This window comes from Streptomyces sp. AC1-42W (assembly GCF_003248355.1).
Lineage (GTDB): Bacteria > Actinomycetota > Actinomycetes > Streptomycetales > Streptomycetaceae > Streptomyces.
Genome location: NZ_QKWY01000002.1, coordinates 1,408,593 through 1,433,047 on the forward strand (window position 1 = coordinate 1,408,593; position 24,455 = coordinate 1,433,047).

22 protein-coding genes are annotated in these 24,455 nt (G+C 69.9%); 19 read left to right on the forward strand and 3 right to left on the reverse strand.

The features are described 5' to 3' along the window. The first annotated feature begins 123 nt into the window (after positions 1 to 123). From DNK56_RS24320 to DNK56_RS24340, 5 genes are all read left to right on the forward strand, one after another. The gene (locus DNK56_RS24320; protein WP_111337976.1) at positions 124 to 1,767 is read left to right on the forward strand and encodes a peptide ABC transporter substrate-binding protein; all 1,644 of its coding nucleotides are present in this window, start codon (positions 124 to 126) and stop codon (positions 1,765 to 1,767) included. Positions 1,768 to 1,934: 167 nt separating this feature from the next. Beyond that, positions 1,935 to 2,867: an ABC transporter permease gene (locus DNK56_RS24325; protein WP_111339549.1), complete on the forward strand. Its 933-nt coding sequence runs from the start codon at positions 1,935 to 1,937 to the stop codon at positions 2,865 to 2,867. Then, on the forward strand, positions 2,860 to 3,810 hold the full coding sequence (locus DNK56_RS24330) for an ABC transporter permease (RefSeq protein ID WP_111337977.1): 951 nt from the start codon (positions 2,860 to 2,862) through the stop codon (positions 3,808 to 3,810). Before DNK56_RS24325 ends, DNK56_RS24330 begins: the two co-directional genes overlap by 8 nt. Positions 3,811 to 3,820: 10 nt before the next feature. After that, entirely contained in the window at positions 3,821 to 4,879 is a 1,059-nt protein-coding gene (locus DNK56_RS24335; protein ID WP_111337978.1) for an ABC transporter ATP-binding protein, read from the forward strand. Beyond that, positions 4,872 to 6,017 carry an ABC transporter ATP-binding protein gene (locus tag DNK56_RS24340; protein ID WP_111337979.1) on the forward strand — a complete coding sequence of 382 codons (1,146 nt, stop codon included), beginning with the start codon at positions 4,872 to 4,874 and terminating at the stop codon, positions 6,015 to 6,017. The genes DNK56_RS24335 and DNK56_RS24340 overlap by 8 nt, the downstream gene beginning before the upstream one ends. Before the next feature lie 126 nt (positions 6,018 to 6,143). Here DNK56_RS24340 and DNK56_RS24345 read toward each other — a convergent pair whose 3' ends face one another. Continuing rightward, positions 6,144 to 6,590, reverse strand: coding sequence for a hypothetical protein (locus tag DNK56_RS24345; protein ID WP_241990071.1), 447 nt, complete (start codon positions 6,588 to 6,590; stop codon positions 6,144 to 6,146). Between the two features lie 303 nt (positions 6,591 to 6,893). Between DNK56_RS24345 and DNK56_RS24350 the strand changes: the two genes are divergently transcribed. From DNK56_RS24350 to DNK56_RS24375, 6 genes are all read left to right on the forward strand, one after another. Continuing rightward, positions 6,894 to 8,525 carry a peptide ABC transporter substrate-binding protein gene (locus tag DNK56_RS24350; RefSeq protein WP_111337980.1) on the forward strand — a complete coding sequence of 544 codons (1,632 nt, stop codon included), beginning with the start codon at positions 6,894 to 6,896 and terminating at the stop codon, positions 8,523 to 8,525. Positions 8,526 to 8,625: 100 nt separating this feature from the next. Further along, positions 8,626 to 9,549 carry an ABC transporter permease gene (locus DNK56_RS24355; RefSeq protein ID WP_111337981.1) on the forward strand — a complete coding sequence of 308 codons (924 nt, stop codon included), beginning with the start codon at positions 8,626 to 8,628 and terminating at the stop codon, positions 9,547 to 9,549. Then, positions 9,542 to 10,516: an ABC transporter permease gene (locus DNK56_RS24360; RefSeq protein ID WP_111337982.1), complete on the forward strand. Its 975-nt coding sequence runs from the start codon at positions 9,542 to 9,544 to the stop codon at positions 10,514 to 10,516. The genes DNK56_RS24355 and DNK56_RS24360 overlap by 8 nt, the downstream gene beginning before the upstream one ends. Positions 10,517 to 10,529: 13 nt before the next feature. Next, positions 10,530 to 11,507 carry an ABC transporter ATP-binding protein gene (locus DNK56_RS24365; protein ID WP_111337983.1) on the forward strand — a complete coding sequence of 326 codons (978 nt, stop codon included), beginning with the start codon at positions 10,530 to 10,532 and terminating at the stop codon, positions 11,505 to 11,507. Continuing rightward, a complete protein-coding gene (locus tag DNK56_RS24370; protein ID WP_111337984.1) occupies positions 11,497 to 12,666 on the forward strand; it encodes an ABC transporter ATP-binding protein in 1,170 nt (389 codons plus the stop codon). The genes DNK56_RS24365 and DNK56_RS24370 overlap by 11 nt, the downstream gene beginning before the upstream one ends. 88 nt (positions 12,667 to 12,754) lie before the next feature. Further along, positions 12,755 to 13,816, forward strand: a complete 1,062-nt coding sequence (locus DNK56_RS24375) for a hypothetical protein (protein WP_111337985.1) — start codon at positions 12,755 to 12,757, stop codon at positions 13,814 to 13,816. 1 nt (position 13,817) lies between these two features. Here DNK56_RS24375 and DNK56_RS24380 read toward each other — a convergent pair whose 3' ends face one another. Continuing rightward, positions 13,818 to 15,899, reverse strand: a complete 2,082-nt coding sequence (locus tag DNK56_RS24380; RefSeq protein ID WP_446750415.1) for a prolyl oligopeptidase family serine peptidase — start codon at positions 15,897 to 15,899, stop codon at positions 13,818 to 13,820. A gap of 209 nt (positions 15,900 to 16,108) precedes the next feature. Here DNK56_RS24380 and DNK56_RS24385 point away from each other — a divergent pair, with 209 nt between their 5' ends. The 8 genes from DNK56_RS24385 to DNK56_RS24425 all read left to right on the forward strand — a co-directional run bounded on the left by DNK56_RS24385 (position 16,109) and on the right by DNK56_RS24425 (position 23,689). Next, entirely contained in the window at positions 16,109 to 16,303 is a 195-nt protein-coding gene (locus DNK56_RS24385) for a hypothetical protein (RefSeq protein WP_111337987.1), read from the forward strand. Between the two features lie 26 nt (positions 16,304 to 16,329). Beyond that, entirely contained in the window at positions 16,330 to 17,229 is a 900-nt protein-coding gene (mshB, locus tag DNK56_RS24390) for an N-acetyl-1-D-myo-inositol-2-amino-2-deoxy-alpha-D-glucopyranoside deacetylase (protein WP_111337988.1), read from the forward strand. Next, complete coding sequence (locus tag DNK56_RS24395) at positions 17,226 to 17,681, forward strand: DUF6113 family protein (protein WP_111337989.1); 456 nt, start codon at positions 17,226 to 17,228, stop codon at positions 17,679 to 17,681. The genes mshB and DNK56_RS24395 overlap by 4 nt, the downstream gene beginning before the upstream one ends. Before the next feature lie 154 nt (positions 17,682 to 17,835). After that, on the forward strand, positions 17,836 to 19,992 hold the full coding sequence (locus DNK56_RS24405; protein ID WP_199563636.1) for a peptidoglycan binding domain-containing protein: 2,157 nt from the start codon (positions 17,836 to 17,838) through the stop codon (positions 19,990 to 19,992). Between the two features lie 223 nt (positions 19,993 to 20,215). Beyond that, a complete protein-coding gene (locus tag DNK56_RS24410) occupies positions 20,216 to 21,154 on the forward strand; it encodes an ABC transporter ATP-binding protein (RefSeq protein ID WP_111337991.1) in 939 nt (312 codons plus the stop codon). After that, positions 21,151 to 21,906 carry an ABC transporter permease gene (locus DNK56_RS24415; RefSeq protein WP_111337992.1) on the forward strand — a complete coding sequence of 252 codons (756 nt, stop codon included), beginning with the start codon at positions 21,151 to 21,153 and terminating at the stop codon, positions 21,904 to 21,906. Before DNK56_RS24410 ends, DNK56_RS24415 begins: the two co-directional genes overlap by 4 nt. Beyond that, complete coding sequence (locus DNK56_RS24420; protein ID WP_111337993.1) at positions 21,903 to 23,081, forward strand: sensor histidine kinase; 1,179 nt, start codon at positions 21,903 to 21,905, stop codon at positions 23,079 to 23,081. Before DNK56_RS24415 ends, DNK56_RS24420 begins: the two co-directional genes overlap by 4 nt. Continuing rightward, positions 23,078 to 23,689, forward strand: a complete 612-nt coding sequence (locus DNK56_RS24425; protein WP_111337994.1) for a response regulator transcription factor — start codon at positions 23,078 to 23,080, stop codon at positions 23,687 to 23,689. Before DNK56_RS24420 ends, DNK56_RS24425 begins: the two co-directional genes overlap by 4 nt. Before the next feature lie 50 nt (positions 23,690 to 23,739). On the opposite strand, the gene DNK56_RS24430 is transcribed toward DNK56_RS24425, so the two are convergent. After that, a complete protein-coding gene (locus DNK56_RS24430; protein WP_111337995.1) occupies positions 23,740 to 24,417 on the reverse strand; it encodes a response regulator in 678 nt (225 codons plus the stop codon). Positions 24,418 to 24,455 lie beyond the last annotated feature (38 nt).

Here is a 24,455-nt window from a genome sequence, read left to right on the forward strand (position 1 = left end):
ACTGTGGGGAGTGCGCCGACTCACGAGCACACTAGGGGCACTGAACGATCACCGTCAGGGGTGTCGGTGTATCGACCCAGTGCCCTTCTTGTAGTCAAAAGTGGACTCATGAGGAGGAAACCCATGCGTGGTGCCAAGAGCGCCAAGTGGGTCGCGGGAGCGGCCATCATCGCCCTGGCTGCGACCGCCTGTGGTGGCGGCGACAGCGACGGTGACAAGGGCAACAAGAGCAGCGCCAAGGGTGCTGTGAACCCGGACGGCTTCTTCTCCGTCGAGGTCGGTGAGCCGCAGAACCCGCTGCAGCCGGCCAACACGATGGAGTCGAACGGCAGCATCGTCACCGACGCGATCTTCTCGCAGCTGGTGGACTACGACGCCTCCGGCAAGCTGGAGATGATCAACGCCGAGTCCGTCGAGACCACGGACAGCAAGCTCTGGACCGTCAAGCTCAAGAAGGACTGGAAGTTCCACGACGGCACCCCCGTCACGGCCGAGTCCTACATCAAGGCCTGGAACTGGGCCGCCAACATCAAGAACAACCAGACCAACGCGTCCTGGTTCGCCGACATCAAGGGCTTCGAGGACGTTCACCCGTCCGACGCGAAGGCCAAGCCGAAGTCGGACGTCATGTCCGGTCTGAAGAAGGTGGACGACTACACGTTCACCATCGAGCTCAACGCCCCGCTGCCGTACTTCTCGTACAAGCTCGGCTACACCGTCTTCTCGCCGCTGCCCGAGTCCTTCTACGCCGACCCGAAGGCCGCCGGTGAGAAGCCGGTCGGCAACGGCGCGTACAAGTTCGTCAGCTGGGACCACAAGAAGCAGATCAAGGTCGAGCGCAACGACGACTACAAGGGTGCCGACAAGGCGAAGAACGGTGGTGTGATCTTCAAGAACTACACCACCCTCGAGACCGCCTACGAGGACCTGAAGTCCGGCAACGTCGACGTGCTGCGCCAGATCGGCCCGAAGGACCTCCCGGTCTACCGGTCCGACCTCGGCGACCGCGCGGTGGACAAGGCGTACTCGGCGATCCAGACCATCGCCGTGGCCTTCTACACCGACCAGTGGAAGGACATCGACCCGAAGGTCCTCCAGGGCCTGTCGATGGGCATCGACCGCGACACGATCACCAAGACCGTGCTGCAGGGCACCCGCGAGCCGGCCACCGGCTGGGTCGCCAAGGGCGTGCTCGGCTACCAGCCGAACGCCACCGGCGACATCACCAAGTACGACCCCGCCAAGGCCAAGAAGCTCATCAAGGACGGCGGCGGCGTCCCGGGCAACAAGATCTCGATCCAGTTCAACGCCGACGGCGGCCACAAGGAATGGGTCGAGGCGGTCTGCAACAGCATCACGCAGTCGACCGGCGTCAAGTGCACCGGCGACTCGAAGGCCGACTTCCAGGCCGACACCAACGCGCGTGACGACAAGCAGGTCAAGTCCCTGTACCGCTCCGGCTGGGTGCTCGACTACCCGGTGAACGCCAACTTCATCTCGGACCTGTTCCGTACCGGCGCCGCGGGCAACCAGGGCGACTTCTCGAACAAGGGCCTGGACGCGGAGATCAAGAAGGCCGACTCCGCCGCCTCCCTCGAGGAGTCCGTCGCCGCGTACCAGAAGATCGAGAAGGAGCTGGTGAACTACATGCCCTCCATCCCGCTCTGGTACTACAAGGTCAACGCCGGCTACTCGGAGAAGGTCCAGAACGTCGACTACGCCCAGGACGGCGACCCGATCCTGACGCAGATCGAAGTCAAGAAGTAACCACACCGACGTAGTCCGCGCGCACGCGCGGGACCACTGCTGAAACGGTCCCGCGCCTGCCGCACGCAGTGGCCGGGGGGCCCTTCCACGCAACCGACCCACCCTTCAGGGGCAGTCGGCACGGGGAAGGGCCCGTTGGCTGCCGCCGCCTATTACATGGAGGCATGATGGGGCGCTATGTCGCACGACGACTGCTCCAGATGATCCCGGTCTTCCTCGGGACAACGCTGCTGATCTTCCTGATGGTCTACACGCTGCCCGGCGACCCCGTGCGCGGGCTCTTCGGGGACAAGGGGGCCGACCCGGCCACTCTGGAAGCGATGCGGCACAAGCTCGGTCTGGACCAGCCGATTCTGGTGCAGTACTGGGACTACATGAAGGGCATGATCCTTCATCAGGACTTCGGCGACCAGATAGCCAGCGGGCGCCCCGTCACCGACGTGCTCGGCGACGCCTTCCCGGTCACCCTGCGCCTTGCGGGCATGGCGTTCGTCATCGAGATCATCCTCGGCATCGGCCTGGGCATGATCGCGGGTCTGCGGGCCGGCCGGCTGGCCGACAACGCGGTCCTCATCCTGACGCTGCTGATCATCTCGATCCCGGTCTTCGTGCTGGCGCACATCGTGAAGTCCGTCTTCGCCGACCAGCTGGGCATCATCTCGCCCAACGTCTCCAACGAGGCGACCTGGAGCGAACTGGTGACACCGGCCATCGTGCTCGGCTCGCTCTCCCTCGCGTACGTGGCACGACTGACCCGTACGACGATGGCCGAGAACCTGCGGTCCGACTACATGCGTACGGCCGTCGCCAAGGGACTTCCCAAGCGCCGCATCATCGGTGTGCACCTGATGCGCAACTCGATGATCCCCGTCATCACCTTCCTCGGCACCGACCTGGGCGCCCTGATGGGCGGTGCGGTCGTCACCGAGTCCGTCTTCAACGTCAAGGGCGTCGGCGGCACCATCGTCGAGTCGATCACCCGGCGTGAGGGCACCACCCTGGTGGGCCTCGTCACCATCCTGGTGCTCGTCTACCTGTTCATGACCCTGATCGTCGACCTGCTGTACGCGGTCCTGGACCCGAGGATCCGTTATGCCTGACGTGACCAAGACCGCACCCGCGCCCCAGGACGTCAACGGACCCGTGACGGACCCGACCGCCGTCGTGAAGGCCGACAAGGCACGCAGCCTGTGGGGGGACGCCTGGGTCGACCTGCGGCGCAACCCCTACTTCCTGGTGTCGTCCGTCCTCATCGTCATCCTTCTGCTGATAGCCGTCTTCCCCGGCTGGTTCACGGGAGCTTCACCGACCCACGCGGATCTGGTGAACCACTACCTCAAGAAGCCGGAACTGAGCAAGATCGGCTCGGAGGGCTGGCTCGGCTACGACGGCCAGGGGCAGAGCGTCTACGCCCGCATCATCTATGGCACCCGCGCCTCGGTCACCGTCGGCATCTGTGTCACCTTGCTGGTGAGCATCTTCGGCAGCATGGTCGGCATGCTCGCCGGATACTTCGGGGGCTGGGTCGACGCGGTGCTCTCCGGTTTCTTCACCAACATCTTCCTCGGCATTCCCTTCCTGCTGGGTGCCATGGTCGTGCTGCAGGCGTTCACCAACCACTCCGTCTGGGTGGTCGTCTTCGCCCTCGCGTTCCTCGGTTGGACCCAGATCGCGCGCGTCATGCGTGGTGCGGTCATCACCGCCAAGGAGGCCGACTACGTACAGGCCGCCCGAGCTCTCGGTGCCGGCACCGTTCGGATTCTCTTCCGGCACATCTTGCCCAACGTCATGGCGCCGGTCATCGTGGTCGCCACCATCTCGCTGGGCGTGTACATCTCGGCCGAGGCGACGTTGTCCTACCTGGGTCTCGGTCTCGCCGATCCGACGATCTCCTGGGGTACCGACATCTCCGCCGGGTCCAGCTCGATCCGCGTCGCGCAGCACATCCTGCTGTACCCGTCGATCATGCTCAGCATCACCGTTCTGGCGTTCATCATGCTCGGCGAAGCCGTCCGCAACGCCCTCGATCCGAAGTCGCGATAGGAGGGCGAACGTGGCCACCATCAACAAGACCGCCGAAGTCCCGTCCGCACGCCGGGGGGACGACCACGTCGGTCCTCTGCTCGAAGTCCGTGACCTGCACGTGGAGTTCCACACCCGCGACGGTGTGGCCAAGGCCGTCAACGGTGTCAACTACAGCGTGGACGCCGGCGAGACCCTCGCCGTCCTCGGTGAGTCCGGCTCGGGCAAGTCCGTGACGGCGCAGGCCATCATGGGCATCCTCGACATGCCGCCCGGAAAGATCCCGCAGGGCGAGATCCTCTTCCGCGGCCAGGACATGCTCAAGATGTCCTACGAGGAGCGCCGCAAGATCCGCGGCCAGAAGATCGCCATGATCTTCCAGGACGCGCTCTCCTCGCTGAACCCGGTCCTCACCGTCGGCTACCAGCTCGGCGAGATGTTCCGGGTCCACCAGGGCCTGTCCAAGAAGGAAGCCCGCGCCAAGGCCATCGAGCTGATGGACCAGGTGAAGATCCCGGCCGCCGCGGCCCGGGTCTCGGACTACCCGCACCAGTTCTCCGGCGGTATGCGCCAGCGCATCATGATCGCGATGGCGCTCGCCCTGGAGCCGGACCTGATCATCGCGGACGAGCCGACCACCGCGCTCGACGTGACCGTCCAGGCCCAGGTGATGGACCTGCTCGCGGAGCTCCAGCGCGAGTACAACATGGGCCTGATCCTCATCACCCACGACCTGGGTGTCGTCGCCGACGTCGCCGACAAGATCGCGGTGATGTACGCGGGCCGGATCGTCGAGACCGCCCCGGTCCACGACATCTACAAGGCGCCCGCGCACCCGTACACCAAGGGTCTGCTGGCCTCGATCCCGCGCCTGGACCAGAAGGGCCAGGAGCTCTTCGCGATCAAGGGCCTGCCGCCCAACCTGCTGAACGTGCCCTCGGGCTGTGCGTTCAACCCGCGCTGCACCGTGGCCCAGGACATCTGCCGCTCCGACATCCCGGCCCTCCAGCCGGTGACCGGACAGGACGGCACCGAGCTGGCCGGCCGCCGCAGCGCCTGTCACTTCTGGAAGGAGACGATCCATGGCTGACATCTCGAAGGAGCCCGTGGACGCCACGCCCAACGTCTCCGACGTCGAGACCGTCGACGCGGCGAGCGAGGCGGAGGCCGTTGCCGCCATCGACGCGCCCGTGTCGAAGGGCGAGCCGATCCTCCAGGTGCGCAACCTCGTCAAGCACTTCCCGCTGACGCAGGGCATCCTCTTCAAGAAGCAGGTCGGCGCGGTCAAGGCCGTCGACGGCATCTCGTTCGACCTGTACGCGGGCGAGACCCTCGGCATCGTCGGCGAGTCCGGCTGCGGCAAGTCCACGGTCGCCAAGCTCCTGATGACGCTGGAGCGGGCCACCGCGGGCGAGGTCTTCTTCAAGGGCCAGGACATCACCAAGCTGTCCGGCCGCGCGCTGAAGGCCGTGCGCCGCAACATCCAGATGGTGTTCCAGGACCCGTACACCTCGCTCAACCCCCGTATGACGGTGGGCGACATCATCGGGGAACCGTACGAGATCCATCCCGAGGTGGCCCCCAAGGGCGACCGGCGGCGCAGGGTCCAGGATCTGCTGGACGTCGTCGGCCTCAACCCGGAGTACATCAACCGCTACCCGCACCAGTTCTCCGGCGGCCAGCGCCAGCGCATCGGCATCGCCCGCGGCCTCGCGCTCAACCCGGAGATCATCATCTGCGACGAGCCGGTCTCCGCGCTCGACGTGTCGGTGCAGGCGCAGGTCGTCAACCTGATGGAGAAGCTCCAGGACGAGTTCAACCTCTCCTACCTCTTCATCGCGCACGACCTGTCGATCGTGCGGCACATCTCCGACCGGGTCGGCGTCATGTACCTCGGCAAGATGGCCGAGATCGGTACGGACGTCCAGATCTACGACCACCCGACGCACCCCTACACCCAGGCGCTGCTGTCGGCGGTCCCGGTCCCCGACCCGGCCGCCCGCGAGGGCCGCGAGCGGATCATCCTCAGCGGTGACGTCCCCTCGCCGGCCAACCCGCCGTCCGGCTGCCGCTTCCGCACCCGCTGCTGGAAGGCGCAGGACAAGTGCGCCACCGAGGTGCCGCTCCTCGCGGTCCCCGAGCGCTTCAAGGACACGAAGTCGCCGGCCGCCCACGAGTCGGCCTGCCACTTCGCGGAGGAGAAGGACGTGGTCGGCGCGGCCTCGTAACGCCGCGCACGACGGAAGGCGCCCCGGAACCCATCGGTTCCGGGGCGCCTTCGTCGTCGTACCGGGGCCGTCCGGGCGGTCCGTCACCCTCCGCTGTTCATGACGGTTCGCGCCGGGCCCGCCGTGCTACTGGTACTGGATGCCCCAGAGGTTGTTGTTCCGCTTCACCGGGGCGATGTTGTTGCTCTTCTTCCAGACCTTGCTCTTCTTGCAGCCGCCGGTGTTCTTGGGCACCATCCGGTACTTCGTCACGCTGAAGCCCTTGGCCTCGTGGTACATCATCAGCCGGCCGCGGGTCTTGCCCTTCTTCTTCTCCACCTTGGCGGCATACGTCCAGGTGTCCGACTTGGACCAGGTCTTGCCGACGGAGACGCTGAAGGAGGTCGACGCCTTGGCGAAGATGATGCCCGCCTCGGCGCCGACGGTCGCCGTCCCGGTCGCGGTCCAGGAACCGGTCTTGTTCTTGGCGTAGGAGATGGTCACGCCGGGCTTCGCCCAGTCGCTGTGCAACTGATGACGCGCTTCACGCAGGTCCTCCTGTACGTGGGCCTTCTCGGGTGGTGCACGCGTCACGTTATGGATGAACACCGGTGATATGTAAGGGAATTGATGGAGTATTGAGGTTCTGTGCGGGGAAGCGTGGATTCCGTTCCCGCCGCCCCGCCGGGCGGGGGGGGGGGGGGGGGGGGGGGGGGGGGGGGGGACCGCTCCGGTGCCGCGCCCCTCGCCCCGGCCTCGTGGAGTGCGTCCGCACCCCCGCCCTACGGCCCCTTTTGCGCCCTTGATGACACGTATGGCGGGTGTATATATGCATCAGGACCGTTATGGGGTGATATTTATCCTCACGTGAGCCGGAGCACTATGAGGAGGCACTCCATGCGCGGAGCCACACACGTCAAGTGGGCCGCATGCGCGGCGGCCGTCGCCCTGGCGGCGACGGCCTGCGGCGGAAGCGACAGCGGCGGCGGCGGAGGTGGCGCCGACGGAATCGTGAGCTCCTCGTGGGGCGACCCGCAGAACCCCCTGGAGCCGGCCAACACCAACGAGGTGCAGGGCGGCAAGGTGCTCGACATGATCTTCCGGGGTCTCAAGAGGTACGACCCGAAGACCGGCGAGGCCCTGAACATGCTCGCCGAGAAGATCGAGACCAAGGACAACCAGAACTTCACCGTCACGGTGAAGGACGGCTGGACCTTCAGCAACGGCGAGAAGATCACCGCCAAGTCCTTCGTGGACGCCTGGAACTACGGTGCCGCGCTGAAGAACAACCAGAAGAACGCCTACTTCTTCGGCTACATCGACGGCTACGAGGACGTCCACCCGGAGTCCGGCAAGGCGAGTGCCACCTCGCTCTCCGGACTCAAGATCGTCAACGACATGACGTTCACCGTCAAGCTGTCGCAGAAGTTCTCGCTGTGGCCCGACACGCTCGGCTACCCGGCCTTCGCCCCGCTGCCCAAGTCCTTCTTCACCGACCACGCCGGCTGGCTCTCCAAGCCGGTCGGCAACGGCCCGTACACCATCGAGAAGTACACCAAGGGCTCCTCGATGAGCCTGCGCAAGTGGGACGACTACCCCGGCGACGACAAGGCGCAGAACGGCGGCATCGACCTCAAGGTCTACACCGACAACAACACCGCCTACACCGACCTGACCGCGGGCAACCTCGACCTCGTCGACGACGTGCCCGCCTCCCAGCTCAAGAACGTCAAGTCGGACCTCGGCGACCGCTACATCAACACCCCGGCCGGCATCATCCAGACCCTCGCGTTCCCGTTCTACGACAAGCAGTGGGACACCCCCGACGGGGCCAAGGTCCGCCAGGGCCTGTCGATGGCGATCAACCGGGAGCAGATCACCAACCAGATCTTCCAGAAGACCCGCACCCCCGCGTCCGACTGGACATCGCCGGTCCTCGGCGCGGACGGCGGCTTCAAGAAGGGCCTCTGCGGCAAGGAGTGCACCTACGACGCCGCCGAGGCCAAGAAGCTGATCCAGGAGGGCGGCGGCATCCCCGGCGGCCAGCTCAAGATCGCGTACAACGGCGACACCGGCTCGCACAAGGAATGGGTCGACGCCGTCTGCAACAGCATCAACAAGGTCATGGGCAACAACCGGGCCTGCGTTGGCGCCCCCATCGGCACCTTCGCCGACTTCCGCAGCCAGGTCTCCCAGCAGAAGCTGAACGGCCCCTGGCGCGCCGGCTGGCAGATGGACTACCCGCTGATCCAGAACTTCCTCCAGCCCGTCTACTACACCAACGCCTCGTCCAACGACGGGAAGTGGAGCAACCAGAAGTTCGACGACCTCGTCGACAAGGCCAACGCCGAGACGGACAAGGCCAAGGCCGTCTCCCTCTTCCAGGACGCCGAGCGGGTCATGGTCGAACAGATGCCCGTCATCCCGCTCTGGTACCAGAACGGCAGCGCCGGCTACTCGGAGAACATCACCGACGTCTCGCTGAACCAGTTCAGCGTCCCGGTGTACGAGCAGATCAAGGTCAAGTAGGGAACGGAGCCGGGCGGCCCGCGCGCGACGGCGCGGGCCGCCCGGCCGCTCCGCCGCCCGACTCCCCAGCCTCCGACCCCCGCGACCCCCGGAGCCCTTCATGGGACGTTATGTGATCCGGCGGCTGCTGCAGATGATCCCGGTCTTCTTCGGCACCACGCTGTTGATCTTCCTGATGGTGAACGTGATGGGCGACCCCATCGCGGGTCTCTGCGGCGACCGCCAGTGCGACCCGGCGACCGCCGCCCAACTCCGCTCCGAATTCGGCCTCGACAAGCCGGTCTGGCAGCAATACCTCACCTACATGGGCAACGTCTTCACCGGCGACTTCGGCACCGCGTTCAACGGGCAGAAGGTCACCGAGCTGATGGGCACCGCCTTCCCCATCACCATCCGCCTCACCCTCGTCGCGATCTTCTTCGAGATCGTCATCGGCATCAGCCTCGGCGTCGTCACCGGACTGCGCCGCGGCCGGCCCGTGGACACCACCGTGCTGATCCTGACGCTGATCGTCATCTCGATCCCGACCTTCGTCACCGGTCTGCTGCTCCAGCTGCTCCTGGGCGTCCAGTGGGGCGTCATCAAGCCCTCCGTCTCACCGGAGGCCCCCCTCAACGAGCTGATCATCCCCGGCCTGGTGGTCGCCTCCGTCTCCCTGGCGTACGTCACCCGGCTCACCCGCACCTCGATCGCCGAGAACACCCGCGCCGACTACATCCGCACCGCCACCGCCAAGGGCCTGCCCCGGCGCCGCGTGGTCGTCCGGCATCTGCTGCGCAACTCGCTGATCCCCGTCGTCACCTTCATCGGCACCGACGTGGGCGCGCTCATGGGCGGGGCGATCGTCACCGAGCGGATCTTCAACATCCACGGCGTCGGCTACCAGCTCTACCAGGGCATCCTGCGGCAGAACTCGCAGACCGTCGTCGGCTTCGTCACGATCCTGGTGCTCGTCTTCCTGGCGGCCAACCTGATCGTCGACCTGCTCTACGCCGTACTCGACCCGAGGATTCGCTATGCCTGACCAGACACCGGACGAGGCGATCTCGGCGGCCGGCACGGGCGGCCCGATGGACCTCGCGCTCGACGAGGGCGACAGCCTGGAGAAGACGCCCGGCGGCCCCGAGGGCACCGGACCCGAGACCAAGCCGCAGAGCCTGTGGTCCGACGCCCTGCGCGACCTGCGCCGCAACCCGATCTTCATCATCTCCGCCCTGATCATCCTCTTCCTGGTGGTCATCTCGATCTGGCCGCAGCTCATCGCCTCCGGCGACCCGCTCGACTGCGACCTCGGCAAGGCCCAGCAGGGCTCCCAGCCGGGCCACCCCTTCGGCTACGACGGACAGGGCTGCGACGTCTACACCCGCGTCGTCCACGGCGCCCGCAACTCCGTCACCGTCGGCATCTGCTCCACCCTCGGCGTCGCCCTCATCGGCAGCGTCCTGGGCGGCTTCGCGGGGTTCTTCGGCGGCTGGTGGGACGCGATCCTCTCCCGCCTCACCGACATCTTCTTCGGTATCCCCGTCGTCCTCGGCGGCCTGGTCTTCCTCTCCGTGGTGACCAGCTCCACCGTCTGGCCGGTGGTCGGCTTCATCGTGCTCCTCGGCTGGCCGCAGATCGCCCGCATCGCCCGCGGCTCCGTCATCACCGCCAAGCACAACGACTACGTCCAGGCGGCCCGTGCCCTCGGCGCCTCCAACAGCCGGATGATGCTGCGCCACATCGCGCCGAACGCCGTCGCCCCGGTCATCGTCGTGGCGACCATCGCGCTGGGCACGTACATCTCCCTGGAGGCGACCCTGTCGTTCCTCGGCGTCGGCCTCAAGCCGCCCGCCGTCTCCTGGGGCATCGACATCTCGGCGGCGTCCCAGTACATCCGCAACGCCCCGCACATGCTCCTCTGGCCGGCGGGCGCACTGGCCCTCACCGTGCTCGCCTTCATCATGCTCGGCGACGCGGTGCGCGACGCCCTCGACCCCAAGCTGCGCTGAGGAGTCCGCTGCCATGTTGCTCGAAGTACGCGATCTGCACGTGGAGTTCCACACCCGCGACGGGATCGTCCGGGCCGTCAACGGCGTCAACTACTCGGTGGCCGAGGGCGAGACGCTCGCGGTCCTCGGCGAATCGGGCTCCGGCAAGTCGGTCACCGCCCAGGCCGTCATGGGCATCCTCGACATGCCGCCCGGGAAGATCAGCGGCGGCGAGATCCTGTTCAAGGACCGCGACCTGCTGAAGATGAAGCGGGAGGAGCGCCGGAAGATCCGCGGCCAGGAGATGGCCATGATCTTCCAGGACGCCCTTTCCTCCCTCAACCCCGTCCTGACCGTGGGCGAACAGCTCGGCGAGATGTACGTCGTGCACCGCGGCATGTCCCGCAAGGACGCCCGCGCCAAGGCCGTCGAGCTGATGGACCGGGTCCGCATCCCGGCCGCCAAGGAGCGGGTCGGCAACTATCCGCACCAGTTCTCCGGCGGCATGCGCCAGCGCATCATGATCGCGATGGCGCTCGCCCTGGAGCCCTCCCTGATCATCGCCGACGAACCCACCACCGCCCTCGACGTCACCGTTCAGGCCCAGGTCATGGACCTCCTCGCGGAACTCCAGCGCGAACTCGACATGGGCCTGATCCTCATCACCCACGACCTCGGCGTCGTCGCCGACGTCGCCGACAAGATCGCCGTGATGTACGCGGGCCGCATCGTCGAGACCTCGCCCGTGCACGACATCTACAAGGCGCCCGCACACCCGTACACCAAGGGTCTGCTGGCCTCCATCCCGCGCCTGGACCAGAAGGGCCAGGAGCTGTACGCGATCAAGGGCCTGCCCCCCAACCTGCTGCACATCCCGCCCGGCTGCGCCTTCAACCCGCGCTGCCCGATGGCCCAGGAGGTGTGCCGCACCGACGTGCCGCCGCTGTACGACGTGGCCGAGCACCGACAGAGCGCCTGCCACTTCTGGAAGGAGACGCTCGATGCACGCTGACCACGCGGGGAGCACCCCGGCGCGTACGGGCGGCGAGCCGATCCTGGAGGTGCGCGACCTCGTCAAGCACTACCCGCTCACCCAGGGCATCCTCGTCAAGAAGCAGATCGGCGCGGTCAAGGCGGTCGACGGGGTCTCCTTCGACCTCGGGGCCGGCGAGACCCTCGGCGTCGTGGGGGAGTCCGGCTGCGGCAAGTCGACGGTCGCCCGGCTGCTCGTCCACCTGGAGAAGCCGACAGCCGGCTCCATCCGGTACAAGGGCGAGGACGTCACCAAGCTGTCAGGGCGCGCGCTCAAGGCCGTGCGCCGCAACATCCAGATGGTGTTCCAGGACCCCTACACCTCGCTCAACCCGCGCATGACGGTCGGCGACATCATCGGGGAACCGTACGAGATCCATCCCGAGGTGGCCCCCAAGGGCAGCCGCCGCCGCAAGGTCCAGGATCTGCTGGACGTCGTCGGCCTCAACCCGGAGTACATCAACCGCTACCCGCACCAGTTCTCCGGCGGTCAGCGCCAGCGCATCGGCATCGCTCGCGGTCTCGCCCTGAACCCGGAGATCATCGTCGCCGACGAACCGGTCTCCGCGCTCGACGTCTCCGTCCAGGCCCAGGTCGTCAACCTGCTGGACCGGCTCCAGGCGGAGTTCGACCTGAGCTACGTCTTCATCGCGCACGACCTGTCGATCGTGCGGCACATCTCCGACCGGGTCGGCGTCATGTACCTCGGCCGGTTCATCGAGATCGGCACGGACGCGGAGATCTACGACCACCCCACGCACCCGTACACCCAGGCGCTGCTGTCCGCCGTGCCGGTGCCGGACCCGATGGCGCGCGAGTTCCGCGAGCGGATCATCCTGCACGGCGACGTGCCCTCGCCCGCCAACCCGCCCTCCGGCTGCCGCTTCCGCACCCGCTGCTGGAAGGCGCAGAAGCGCTGCGAGCTGGAGGTGCCGCTGCTCGCGGTCCCGGCGGTCTTCCGCGACACGGACACCCCCGCCCGCCACGACTCGGCCTGCCACTTCGCGGAGGAGAAGCGGGTGGTCCCGCCGGAGGGCACGCTGGAGGCGGTACCGGGCGAGGACGGGGCGGCCGGGAAGGCGCTCCCCGGCAAGGAGCAGGGTCCGCCGCCGCCCTCCGGGAGCAGCCGGGTGCGCTGACGCGGCGTCAACCGGTGTACGGCACACCGTGATATGGGCGGTGTCGGCCCTCTTGTCCGGAGGGCGGGCGCACGGAAGTATCGACGGGATGATACTCACCCGCGGAGCGAGAGCCACCGGAGCCGTTCTGTCCGCCCTGCTCGCGGTGATCGTCGCGTGCTGGCTGATTCGGGACGTCCGAGCGACGAGTTTCGGCCAACTGTGGCGGTACTGGGCCGGATTCAACGAACCCGGCCTGTGGGTCATGCCCGCGACCTCCGCCATGGATGTCGTCCTGTTCGTGGTGTACGTCGCCGTCGCCGTGGCCTCCCTGCGCACCGCGGTCGCCGCTCCCGCGCTCGTCGCCGCCGGGGTGGTCACCATCGGCGTCCGGCTTCCCGGGCTCTGGACGATCGGCAACCGGCGCATGGAGTCCGGCTACTCCGACGACCTGCGCTCGCGGGCCCTGATCTGCGTCTTCGTGGCCCTCGCCGCGGGCGCCGCGATGATCATCACCGCCGGGGCGGGCCGCAGGCCCCCGGCCGACTCGTACGAGCCGCTGCCCACCAGGCCCGGACCGGGCGCGGGCGTCCTGGCGTTCCTGGCGCTGGGCGCGGCCGGAGCGGTGCTGATCGCCTGGGAGATCCGCCAGATGGCGCGGTATCCGGAGCTGTTCCCCGAGTGGTACACGGGCGGCGACCGGATCGGACAGCAGCTGACCGGTGCCCCGGCGGGCTGGGGCGCCGTGCTGCTGGCCCTGCTGTGCCTGTTCTGCGGGATCAGCGCCGTCGCGCGGGCCACGCACGCGCGCCCCTTCGGCCTGATCGCCGCCGTGCTGCTGCTGCCCGGCGCGGTACTCGGCGTGATGCGGATCGTGCACTTCGAGATGTTCGACCACTTCGACGTGCTGCCCGGCGAGATGCAACTCACCGTGCTCAGCTGGATGTTCCAAGGCTTCGCCGCCGTGGCCGCGCTGATCGCCCTCGCGGTGCCCGGCGGGGCCGGGGCGCCGGGACCGGGCCGCGAGCCGTGGGGCGGCGGACCGGGCTGGGGCCCCGGACAGGCCGCGCCCCCGTACCCCGCACAGCAGCCCCCCGGCTACGGCTACCCGCAGGGCGGCGGCGGCTTCGGCCCGCCCCCGCCGCCCTCCCAGCCGCCGCCCGGCTGGTAGCTCAGAGCCCCAGCGACCGCTTCAGGAAGTCCACCTGGAGCAGCAGCAGGTTCTCGGCCACATTCTCCTGCGGGGTCATATGGGTCACCCCGCTCAGCGGCAGCACCTCGTGCGGCCGGCCGGCGGCGAGCAGTGCCGAGGACAGCCGCAGGCTGTGCGCGACGACCACGTTGTCGTCCGCCAGCCCTTGGATGATCATCATCGGACGCACCTGCTTCTCCGGGTACGAAAGACCCTCGTCGGTGACCAGCGAGTTGTACGCGTACATCGCCGCCTGCTCCGCCGGGTCGCCCAGATAGCGTTCGGTGTAGTGCGTGTCGTAGAGCCGCTGGTCGGTCACCGGGGCGCCGACGACCGCCGCGTGGAAGACGTCCGGCCGCCGCAGCACCGCCATACCGGCCAGGAAGCCGCCGAAGGACCAGCCCCGGATCGCCACCCGGCCGAGATCCAGCGGAAACCGCTCCGCGAGCGCGTGCAGGGCGTCCACCTGGTCCTCCACGGTGAGCGCCAGCGCGTGCTTGACCGACTTCTCCCAGCCCGGCGAACGGCCGGGCGTACCGCGCCCGTCCGCGACGACCACGGCGAAGCCCCGGTCCGCGAACCACTGCGAGGTGAGGTGCGGATTGTGGGCGGCGAGCACCCGCCGGCCGTGCGGCCCGCCGTACGGGTCCATCAGCACAGGAAGCGGACCGTCAGACTCCGAATAGCCGGTGGGGAGCAGCACGGCGCACGGAATTCGCCGTGCGCCCCCTTCCGTCAGCACCGGCCGCGCGGACAGCACCGGCCGCTCCGCGTGACTCTCGACGACCGCGATCTCCGTGCCGTCGCGCAGCACCCTCGCCGTTGCGCCTGCCCGCTCCACCGACGTCGAAACCAGCACCGTCACCCGCCCGGACCGGACCGCCGTGTGCACGCCGACGCCCGCCGAGACCCGCTCGACGCCCAGCTCGTTGACCCGGTACACATGGCTCTCGCCGACCTCCGGAGCCTCCGCCTCCGCGCCCGCCGACGCCGACACCAGGACGTCCGAGTCCCCGATGTCCAGCACCGACTGAATGTGCAGCTGCGCCCCGGTCAGCGTCCGGTCGCCCACCGCGAGGACCCGCGCCCCGCCCTCGTCCGTGACCCGCACCAGCCGTCCGTCCGGCGCCCACGCGGGCACACCGGGGAACAGCTCCAGCCACACCTCGTCCTCGTCCACGTGCACGGTCCGGGTCGCGCCCGTCTCCGGCTCCACCGCGAGGTACAGCTGGCTCTGCTGGTCCCGCGCCTGGACGAGCAGGAGCGGAGCCCCGTACGAGGACCAGTGCACCCGCGCCAGATACGGGAACCGGGCCCGGTCCCACGTCACGTCGACCCGCTTGCCGTCCAGGCCCACGACCTGGAGCCCCACCACCGCGTTGGGCGTGCCGGCCGCCGGGTACGCGACCTCCGCCGGCCTGCGCTCCGGGTGCGCCGGGTCCGCGATCCACCACCGCCGGACCGGGCTCTCGTCCACGCGCGCCACCAGCAGCCGGTCGGACTCCGGCGACCACCAGAAGCCCCGCGAGCGGCCCATCTCCTCGGCCGCGATGAACTCCGCGAGCCCGTACGTGACCTGGTCGTCCTCCGGCTCGGCCAGCACCCGGTCCGCCTCGCCGTCCACCCCCACGACCCGCAGCGCACCCTTGGACACATAGGCGACGTGTCGCCCGTCCGGGGAGGGGCGCGGGTCGATCACCGGGCCTGGCACGGGCAGCGCACGCGCCGTGCCCGCCGGCAGATCGGCCACGTACACCTTGCCCGACAGCGCGAACGCGGCCAGCTCGGCCGCCGCGTCCACGGCGTAGCCCACGATCCCGGACGACCCCTCCCGGCTGCGCTCCCGGCGGGCGCGCTCCCGCGCCGACAGCCGCTCCGCCGAACCGCCGAGCAGCGCCCGCGGATCGGCCACCAGGCGCTCCCGCGGGGCCGCGTCCCCGGTCAGGTCCAGCACCCAGAGCCGGCCCGAGCGGTCCGTGCCGGAACCCGAGCGCAGGTAGACCACGCGTCCACCGTCGGGTGAAACCGTGAACGCGCGAGGTGCCCCGAGAGTGAATCTCATGGTCCGTGCCGACTGGAGCGGGAACGTGATCTCTGGCGAAGTCATGCGCCGAACCTATCGGCCCGCTCCGTCCGTGCGCCCCTCGTGCTGCTGTGCCCCGATCAATGCGGTGCCACGGATAGTTATGATCCGTAGCGCTCGGTGGGTATGAACCTGCTGGCTTCACGCGTGCTGCCCGTGCCCGACCGTACAGATGGAGGTGAACCGCTGTGGCGCTCTCGATTTCGGCGGTGGTGCTGCTGGCGATCATCGTCTTCCTGCTGATCCGGAAGTCCGGACTGAAGGGAGGACATGCGGTCGTCTGCGCGCTGCTCGGCTTCTATCTCGCCGATTCCACCATCGCGCCCACCATCTCCGAGCTGACCACGAACGTGGCCGGCATGATCGGGGGCCTGAAGTTCTGACGCCGGGGGCTCGTAGGGTGGTCCCCATGACGGACCTTCCCGCCCGGCGACTGCTCCTGGTGCACGCGCACCCGGACGACGAGTCGATCAACAACGGCGCCACCATGGCCAGGTACGCGGCCGAAGGCGCCCTGGTCACGCTGGTGACCTGCACACTCGGCGAGGAGGGCGAGGTCATCCCGCCCGCGCTCGCCCATCACGCCGCGGACCGGGACGACACCCTCGGCCCGTACCGCCGCGGCGAACTCGCCGCCGCCATGAGGGAGCTGGGCGTCACCGACCACCGCTTCCTCGGCGGCGCCGGCCGCTACCGGGACTCCGGGATGATGGGCGCCGAGCAGAACCACCGCCCCGGCGCCTTCTGGGCGGCCGACGTGGACGAGGCCGCCGGGCATCTCGTCGACGTCATCCGCGAGGTGCGCCCCCAGGTCCTGGTGACCTACGACCCGGACGGGGGCTACGGCCACCCCGACCACATCCAGACCCACCGGGTCGCCACCCGCGCCGCCGAACTGGCCGCCGACGCCGCGTACCGCCCCGGCACGGCCGCCCCGCACACCGTCGCCAAGATCTACTGGAACCGGGTGCCGCGCTCGGTCGCCGACGAGCGGTTCGCCGCCCTGCGCGCCGAGGTCCCCGACGCCTTCCTCGGCATCGCCGCGATCGGCGACGTACCGGGCGTGGTGGACGACGCCCTGATCACCACCGTGATCGACGGCACGGGCTACGAGCGGGCCAAGGCCGCCGCCATGCGGGCGCACGCCACGCAGATCGCCCTCCAGGGGCTCTACTTCGCCCTCTCCAACGACCTCGGCCAGCCCGTCTTCACCACCGAGTACTACGAGTTGGCCTCCGGCGCCCCGGGCGCCCCGGCCGGCGAGCACGAGGACGATCTGTTCGCGGGCGTGCCGGGAGCCGAGCGGTGAGCGGCAGCAGCAGGGCACGGGCCGGCGGCGACCGGACCGAAACGCAGAAGAGGGACATTCCGGCCACCGGCCTGGCCGCGCCCGTCAACCCCGCCCGGATCGCCGTCCTGTTCGGCCTGGCGGTCCTCGGAGCGGTCGTGGGCATCGCGGGCACGCTCGTCCAGGCCGCCTGGTTCCCCGGCGGGCTGCTGATCGCCCTGGTGGGCACGGCCGGCCTCTTCTGCGGCGGGCGCACGCTGACGGGCACCCAGCCCGGAGCCCTGGCCCCCGCCGCAGGTTGGCTGGTTTCCATCGTTGTTCTGCTCAGCGGGCGGCCCGAAGGGGACTATGTCTTCGGTGACGCGCTCGGCCTCGGGCTCTTCATGCTGGGTGGAATGGGTCTTGCTGTGATCTGCGCCACCATGCCGCGATCGCCCCGGCAGCGGGCCGACAGCGGCCGACCTGCCAAGTAGTGTGCCCCGTCATGCCCCCTGCCCGTCCAGGGGGTGCGCGGTCGTTTCCCCCGGTCGCGCGGTGTGCTTCGGCGGCGGCCAGTATGGTGGTTCGCGCGCCCGGGCTGTGGCACGGGGGAAGTACGGGCGGCGGAGCCAATCGGGAGAACCTGCTTTGAGTCGTGAAACTGACAGTTCGTCCTCCGGGCCCCAGGGTCGCGGGGGAGCCGCGTACCCCTCGGGTACGCCGCCGTACGGATCACGCCAGTATCCGTCGACGCACCCGTCGCAGGACGCCCCGGAAGGGGCCCCGGAATCTGCCGGTCCGGACCGCTCCGAAGAGCCGAAGACCGAGACGACCCTGACGACGCGTATCCGGATCAACATTCCGGGCTCGCGCCCCATCCCGCCGGTTGTCATGCGTACGCCCATGAGTGAGGCGGAGAGCGGCGCCGAGCGCACCGGCTCGACCCCGCGTCCGGGCGCCCCCGCGCAGGGCGGCGCCCCGGCGGCCTCCCCGGCCCCGGCCGCGGAGCCCGGCGAGGACGCGGCGGCGGACTCCGGCGAGAAGCCGGCCAAGGAGGGCGGCGGCAGCGACTGGTTCGCCCCGCGCAAGCCCCCGGCGGCCGGGAAGCCGTCGGCGGACGGACCGGGCGACACGGACGGCGCGGGCTTCACGGCGCCGGTCGTGGGCGGAACCGGTGCCGGGGCCGGTGGGCCCGCGGGTGCCGGTGGGCCCGGTGGCTCCGGCGGTCCTGCGGGTCCCGGCGGGCCCGGTGGCCTCGCGGGTGGTCCGGGTGGCCTTGCGGGTGCCGGTGGTTCCGATGCTCAGGCCGGTCCGGGTGCTTCGGGTGTGCCCGGCGGCCCGGTCGCCGGTGGCCCGGGGGGCACCCTGCCCCGGCGGGTCTCCCCGCCCTCGGGCCCCCGCACCGACCTGCCGTACTTCTCGGACGGCCCACAGCGCGACTTCCCGGCGGGTCCGGGCGGTACGGGGCCCGGCGCGGCCCCCGACGGTCCGCGTACCACCCCCGGCCTCGGCGTCCGTACGCCCGGCCCGGCCGGCCCCACCACGGGCCCGGTGCCCGGCATCTCGCCGCTCACGCCGAACCTCGACGGGCCCGGCCCGTTCCCGCCCGGCATGGGTCCGCAGAGCCCTGGCGGCCCGCTGACCGGCGGGGTGCCGCCGCGCATGTCCGACGACACCGCCATCCTCACCCCGCAGTTCGCGGCCCCGGCCGGCCCCGGTGAGAACGTCTCGGGCGACACGCTGAACAGCGGCATGCCCGTGGTCCCCGGCGACCCGAAGGGCGCGGGCCCGTCGGGCGCCGCTCCCGCGCAGCCCGCCCCGGCCGCCCGTCCCGCGCCGAAGCCGGCCCCCGCCAGGAAGGGCCGCTCCAAGCTGGTCCTCCTCGGCGTCGCGGCCGTCTGCCTGCTGGGCGTCGCCTACGGGGCCGGGCTCCTGATGAACCACTCCGACGTGCCCAAGGGCACCACCGTGCTCGGCGTGGACATCGGCGGCGGCACCAAGGAGGACGGCGTCGAGAAGCTGGACGCCGCGCTGGCCGGGCGGGCCGCGACCCCGCTCAAGCTGACCGTGGACGGCAAGGAGGTCGAGCTCGCCCCCGACAAGGCCGGGCTCTCGCTGGACAGCCAGGCCACCGTGCGCGCGGCGGCCGGCAGCGACTACAACCCGGTCTCCGTCATCGGCTCGCTCTTCGGTGGCGCGCGGACCGTCGAGCCGGTCTTCCCGATCGACGAGGAGAAGCTCGGCGTCGCGCTCCAGGACCTGGCCGGCGCCTCCGGCACCGCGAAGGACGCCACGATCAAGTTCGTACCGGGCAAGGCCGTCGCCGTACCGGGCAAGGCCGGCAAAGCGATCGACGTGAACAAGTCGATGGTCTCCGTCCGGGACGCCTACCGCGCCCAGGTCGAGACCGGCCGCACCAAGAGCGTCGAACTGCCCGTCATCACCAAGGAACCCACCGTCTCCCAGGCCGAACTGGACCGGGCGATGAAGGAGTTCGCGGAGCCCGCGATGTCCGGGCTGGTCATCATCAGGGCGGGCGGCAAGGAGATCCCCTTCGGCCCGGCCAAGTCGCTGCCGCAGATCCTGTCGATGGTCGCGGTGGACGGCAAGCTCGTCGACCACTACGACAAGAAGGCCATCGACCGGCTCTGCGCCGGGGTCTTCGACGGCGTCATGATCACCAAGGGCGACGGCAAGAAGCACCAGCTCAGCGCGGACGACATCGCCTACGCGATGAAGGGCGCGCTGCTCGGCAAGACCCAGGCCGAGCGCACCGTCACGATCGACCTCGAAGGCAACGGCTGACCTGCCGCGCACCCGCACGGCTGCCGCCCCCGACCGGACCCCCGGCCGGGGGCGGCAGCCGTTTCCGGGCCGCCCGCGCCCCGTGCCGTAGGGCCGCCCGCGCCGCAGGGCCGCCGCGTACCCGGCCCGCGCCCGTGTCACACCGGCGGCATGACATCTGTCATCCCCTTTCCACGACCGGCGGCTCTGCCGCGCACACCCCCCGTACGGCCAGGCTGGACGCATGACGACGACGACAGCCGGCGAAGCGACCGCGACGAGGACAGCGGTGGTCGCCTTCGAACAGGTGACCAAGGCGTATGGAGACGTACGCGCCGTGGACGGGCTCACCCTGCGCCTGCACCCCGGCGAGACCGTGGCGCTCCTCGGGCCCAACGGCGCGGGCAAGTCCTCCACCCTCGACCTTCTCCTCGGGCTGCGCCCGGCCGACTCCGGCACGGTCCGCCTCTTCGGGACGACCCCGCGCGAGGCCATCGCGGCCGGCCGGGTCGGCGCGATGCTGCAGAGCGGCGGGCTGATGGAGGACGTCACCGTCGAGGAACTGGTCCGGCTGGTCTGCGGACTGCACCCGCGCCCGTACCCGCTGAGCGACGTGCTGGCCCGCGCGGGCCTCACCTCGATCGCCGACCGGATGGTCAACAAGCTGTCCGGCGGCCAGGAACAGCGCGTACGGTTCGCGCTCGCCACCGCAGGGGCCAACGACCTCATCGTGCTGGACGAGCCCACCACCGGCATGGACGTCACCGCCCGCCAGGCGTTCTGGGCGACGATGCGGGAGCAGGCCGCGCAGGGCCGTACCGTCCTGTTCGCCACCCACTACCTCGAAGAGGCCGACGCGATCGCCGACCGCGTCCTGGTCCTCCACAAGGGCCGGCTCCTCGCGGACGGCACCGCCGCCGAGATCAAGGCCAGGGCCGGGGCCCGCCGGATCTCCTTCGCACTGGACGACGCCGTCGACGAAGCGGCCCTGCGCGCGCTGCCGTTCCTCTCGACGCTCGACGTCAACGGCCGCCGGGTGCGCATCCAGTCGCACAACGCCGACGCCACCGTGCACGCCGTCTACGGCCTCGGCCTCTACCCGCGCGAACTGGAAGTCGCCGGAATCGGCCTGGAGCAGGCATTCGTGGCCATCACCGAGGCCGAGGAGGCCAAGAACTCATGACGAACCCCTTCTCCTGGGCCCTGATCCGGCTCGAAGTCACCAGGACCCTGCGGAACAAGAAGTTCATGTTCTTCTCCGTCATCTACCCCTCGGTGATCTACCTGCTGATCTCCAGTACCCAGAACGACACCGACACGATCCCGCACACGGATCTGACGCTCCAGTCCTTCTTCATGGTCTCCATGGCCTCCTTCGGCGCGCTGACCGCCGTCCTGATGGGCAACAGCGAACGCATCGCCAAGGAACGCGAGAAGGGCTGGGTACGCCAGCTGCGGCTGACCGCACTGCCCGGCCGCAGCTACGTCCTGGCGAAGATCGCCGGCGCCGCCATGGTCACCCTGCCGTGCATCGTCGTCGTCTTCCTCGTCGCCGCCATGTTCAAACACGTGCGCTTCGACGCCTGGCAGTGGGCCGCGCTGACCGGCGTCATCTGGGCCGGCTCCCTGGTCTTCGCCGCGCTCGGCGTCGCCATCGGATACCTGGCCAGCGGCGACGCGGTCCGCCCGGTCACCATGATCATCTACTTCGGCCTCTCCATCCTCGGCGGTCTGTGGATGCCCAGCGCCACCTTCCCGCAGTGGCTCCAGAACATCTCCGAGTGGCTGCCCACCCACGCGTACGCTGCACTCGGCCAGGCCGTCGAAATGGGCGGCGCGCCGCACGCCCGGGACATCGCCGTCCTCGGCGCCTACTTCCTGCTCTTCACGGGCGGCGCGGCCTGGCTCTACCGGAAGGACACGTTGAAGGCGTGAGGGACGACGAGATGTCGGTGGGGTCGGGGCGGATGCCCGGTACCGCGCGTCAGGCCGGGGTGAAGCTGTTGTGGATCGGGATCTGGCTGGCGTTCATGAGCGCGCCGGTCAAGGATCTCGCGGACGGCAACCACACCCCGTGGGCGACCGCGCTCGGGGTGCTCGGGCTGCTGGTGTTCGTCGGCGCCTACCTCGTCCTGGTCTTCCGGCACACGTCGAAGGCGCTCGACGTCTTCCGGGTCCGGGCGTTCCTCGTGTTCCTCGGGGCGCTCGCGGTGCTGCTGTCGCTGACGTTCGGCACGCGCTGGCTGGTCCTGTTCGTGTACGTGTCGGTGTCCGTGGGCGCCACGCTGCCGCTGCGGACCGCGCGATGGCTGATCCCCGTCGTCACCGCCCTGCTGGTGGGGGTCGGCGCGACCCTGGAGAACCCGCGCGAGATCATCACCGCGCTGGTCTTCCCGGCCCTGCTCGGCGGCTTCGCGATGACCGGCGTACGGCAGTTGGTGCGCACCACGGTCGAGCTGCGCGAGGCCCGCGCGACGGTCGCCCAGCTCGCCGCGAACGAGGAGCGGCTGCGGCTCGCCCGCGATCTGCACGACCTCCTGGGCCACTCGCTCTCCCTGATCACCCTCAAGAGCGAACTGGCCGGCCGGATGCTTCCCGACCAGCCCGAACGGGCCGCCGCCCAGGTCGCCGACATCGAACAGGTCAGCCGCCAGGCGCTGGTGGACGTACGCAGCGCCGTCACCGGGTACCGCCGGCCGACCCTGCCCGGCGAACTGGCCGGGGCCCGCACCGCGCTGGCCGCCGCCGGAGTCACCGCCGACGTGCCCGCCGAGGTGCCGGACGGGCTGCCCGAGGAGACGGAGGAGGTGCTCGCCTGGGGGCTGCGGGAAGCGGTGACCAACGTCGTACGCCACAGCGGCGCCCGGCGCTGCACCGTCTCGCTCGCCCCGCGCCAGACGCTGGACGGGCGGGTCCTCGAACTCACCGTCGCCGACGACGGGCGCGGCGCGGCGGGCAGCGGCCCCGGAAACGGCCTCACCGGGATCACCGAACGCCTCTCCGCCGTGCGCGGCACCGTCAGCACCCGGGCCACCCATCAGCGTTCGGGCAAAGGCTTCACCATGGTCCTCAGCGTTCCGTTCGAATCCGGCCTAGTATCCCCGGAATGAGCATGATCAGACTTCTCCTCGCCGAGGACCAGTCCATGGTGCGCGAGGCCCTGGCGGCGCTCCTCGGCCTGGAGCCCGACATCGAGGTGGTCGCCCAGGTCGCCCGCGGCGACGAGGTCGTGGCCGCGGCGCGGGAGCACGCCGTGGACGTCGCCCTGCTGGACATCGAGATGCCCGGCATGACCGGGATCGACGCGACGGCCCGGCTGCGCGAAGCCCTCCCGGACGTCAAGGTCGTCGTCGTCACCACGTTCGGCCGGCCCGGCTATCTGCGCCGCGCGATGGAGTCGGGCGCCGACGCCTTCCTGGTCAAGGACGCCCCGGCCGCCCAACTCGCCGAAGCGGTACGCAAGGTGCTCGCCGGGGAACGCGTCATCGACCCCGGCCTCGCCGCCGCCGCCCTCGCCGACGGGGCCAACCCGCTCACCGACCGCGAACGCGAGGTGCTGCGCACCGCCGCCGACGGCTCCACCAACGCGGAGATCGCCGCCGCCCTCCACCTCTCCCAGGGCACCGTCCGCAACTACCTCTCCATGGCGATCCAGAAGACGGCCGCCCGCAACCGCGCGGAGGCCGTCCGCATGGCCCGCGAAAAGGGCTGGCTGTAGGGGGGGCACCCCCCTGCCGTCCGCCCTCGCCGCCCCGTCCGCCCCGCCGCTCACCGGCCGGGCGACACCAGGCCTGCCTCGTACGCCATGATCACCAGCTGCACCCGGTCCCGCGCTCCCAGCTTGGCCAGCAGCCGGGTCAGATACGTCTTGGCCGTGGCCACACTGATGACCAGGCGCTCGGCGATCTCCGCGTTGGAGAGCCCGCCGCCGACCAGCACCAGCACCTCCCGCTCCCGCTCGGTGATCGCGGCCAGCGGCGCCGGCGGGGACGGCGAGGCGACGGGACGGGCCGCGAACTCCCGGATCAGCCGCCGTGTGACGGCCGGGGCGATGAGGGCGTCCCCCGACGCCACCACCCGGACCGCCGCCAGAATGTCGTCCAGCGCCATGTCCTTCACCAGGAACCCGGCCGCGCCGGCGCGCAGCGCCCCGTACACGTAATCGTCGTCGTCGAACGTGGTCAGCACCACCACATGGGTGCCGGCCTCCGTGGCGGCGATGCGCTCGGTGGCCTCGATGCCGTCCATGCCGGGCATCCGGATGTCCATCACGACGACATCGGGGGCCAGTTCGGCGACCAGCCGTACGGCCTCCTCGCCCGTCCCGGCCTCGCCGACCACCTCGATGTCCGGGGTGTCGGCCATGACCATGCGCAGCGCGGTCCGCACCAGCGGCTGATCGTCCGCGAGGACCACCCGGACCGGCTCGGCGGCGTCGGCGCTCATGTGGCCACCGTCCCCACCGCCGGCAGCGGTTCGGACAG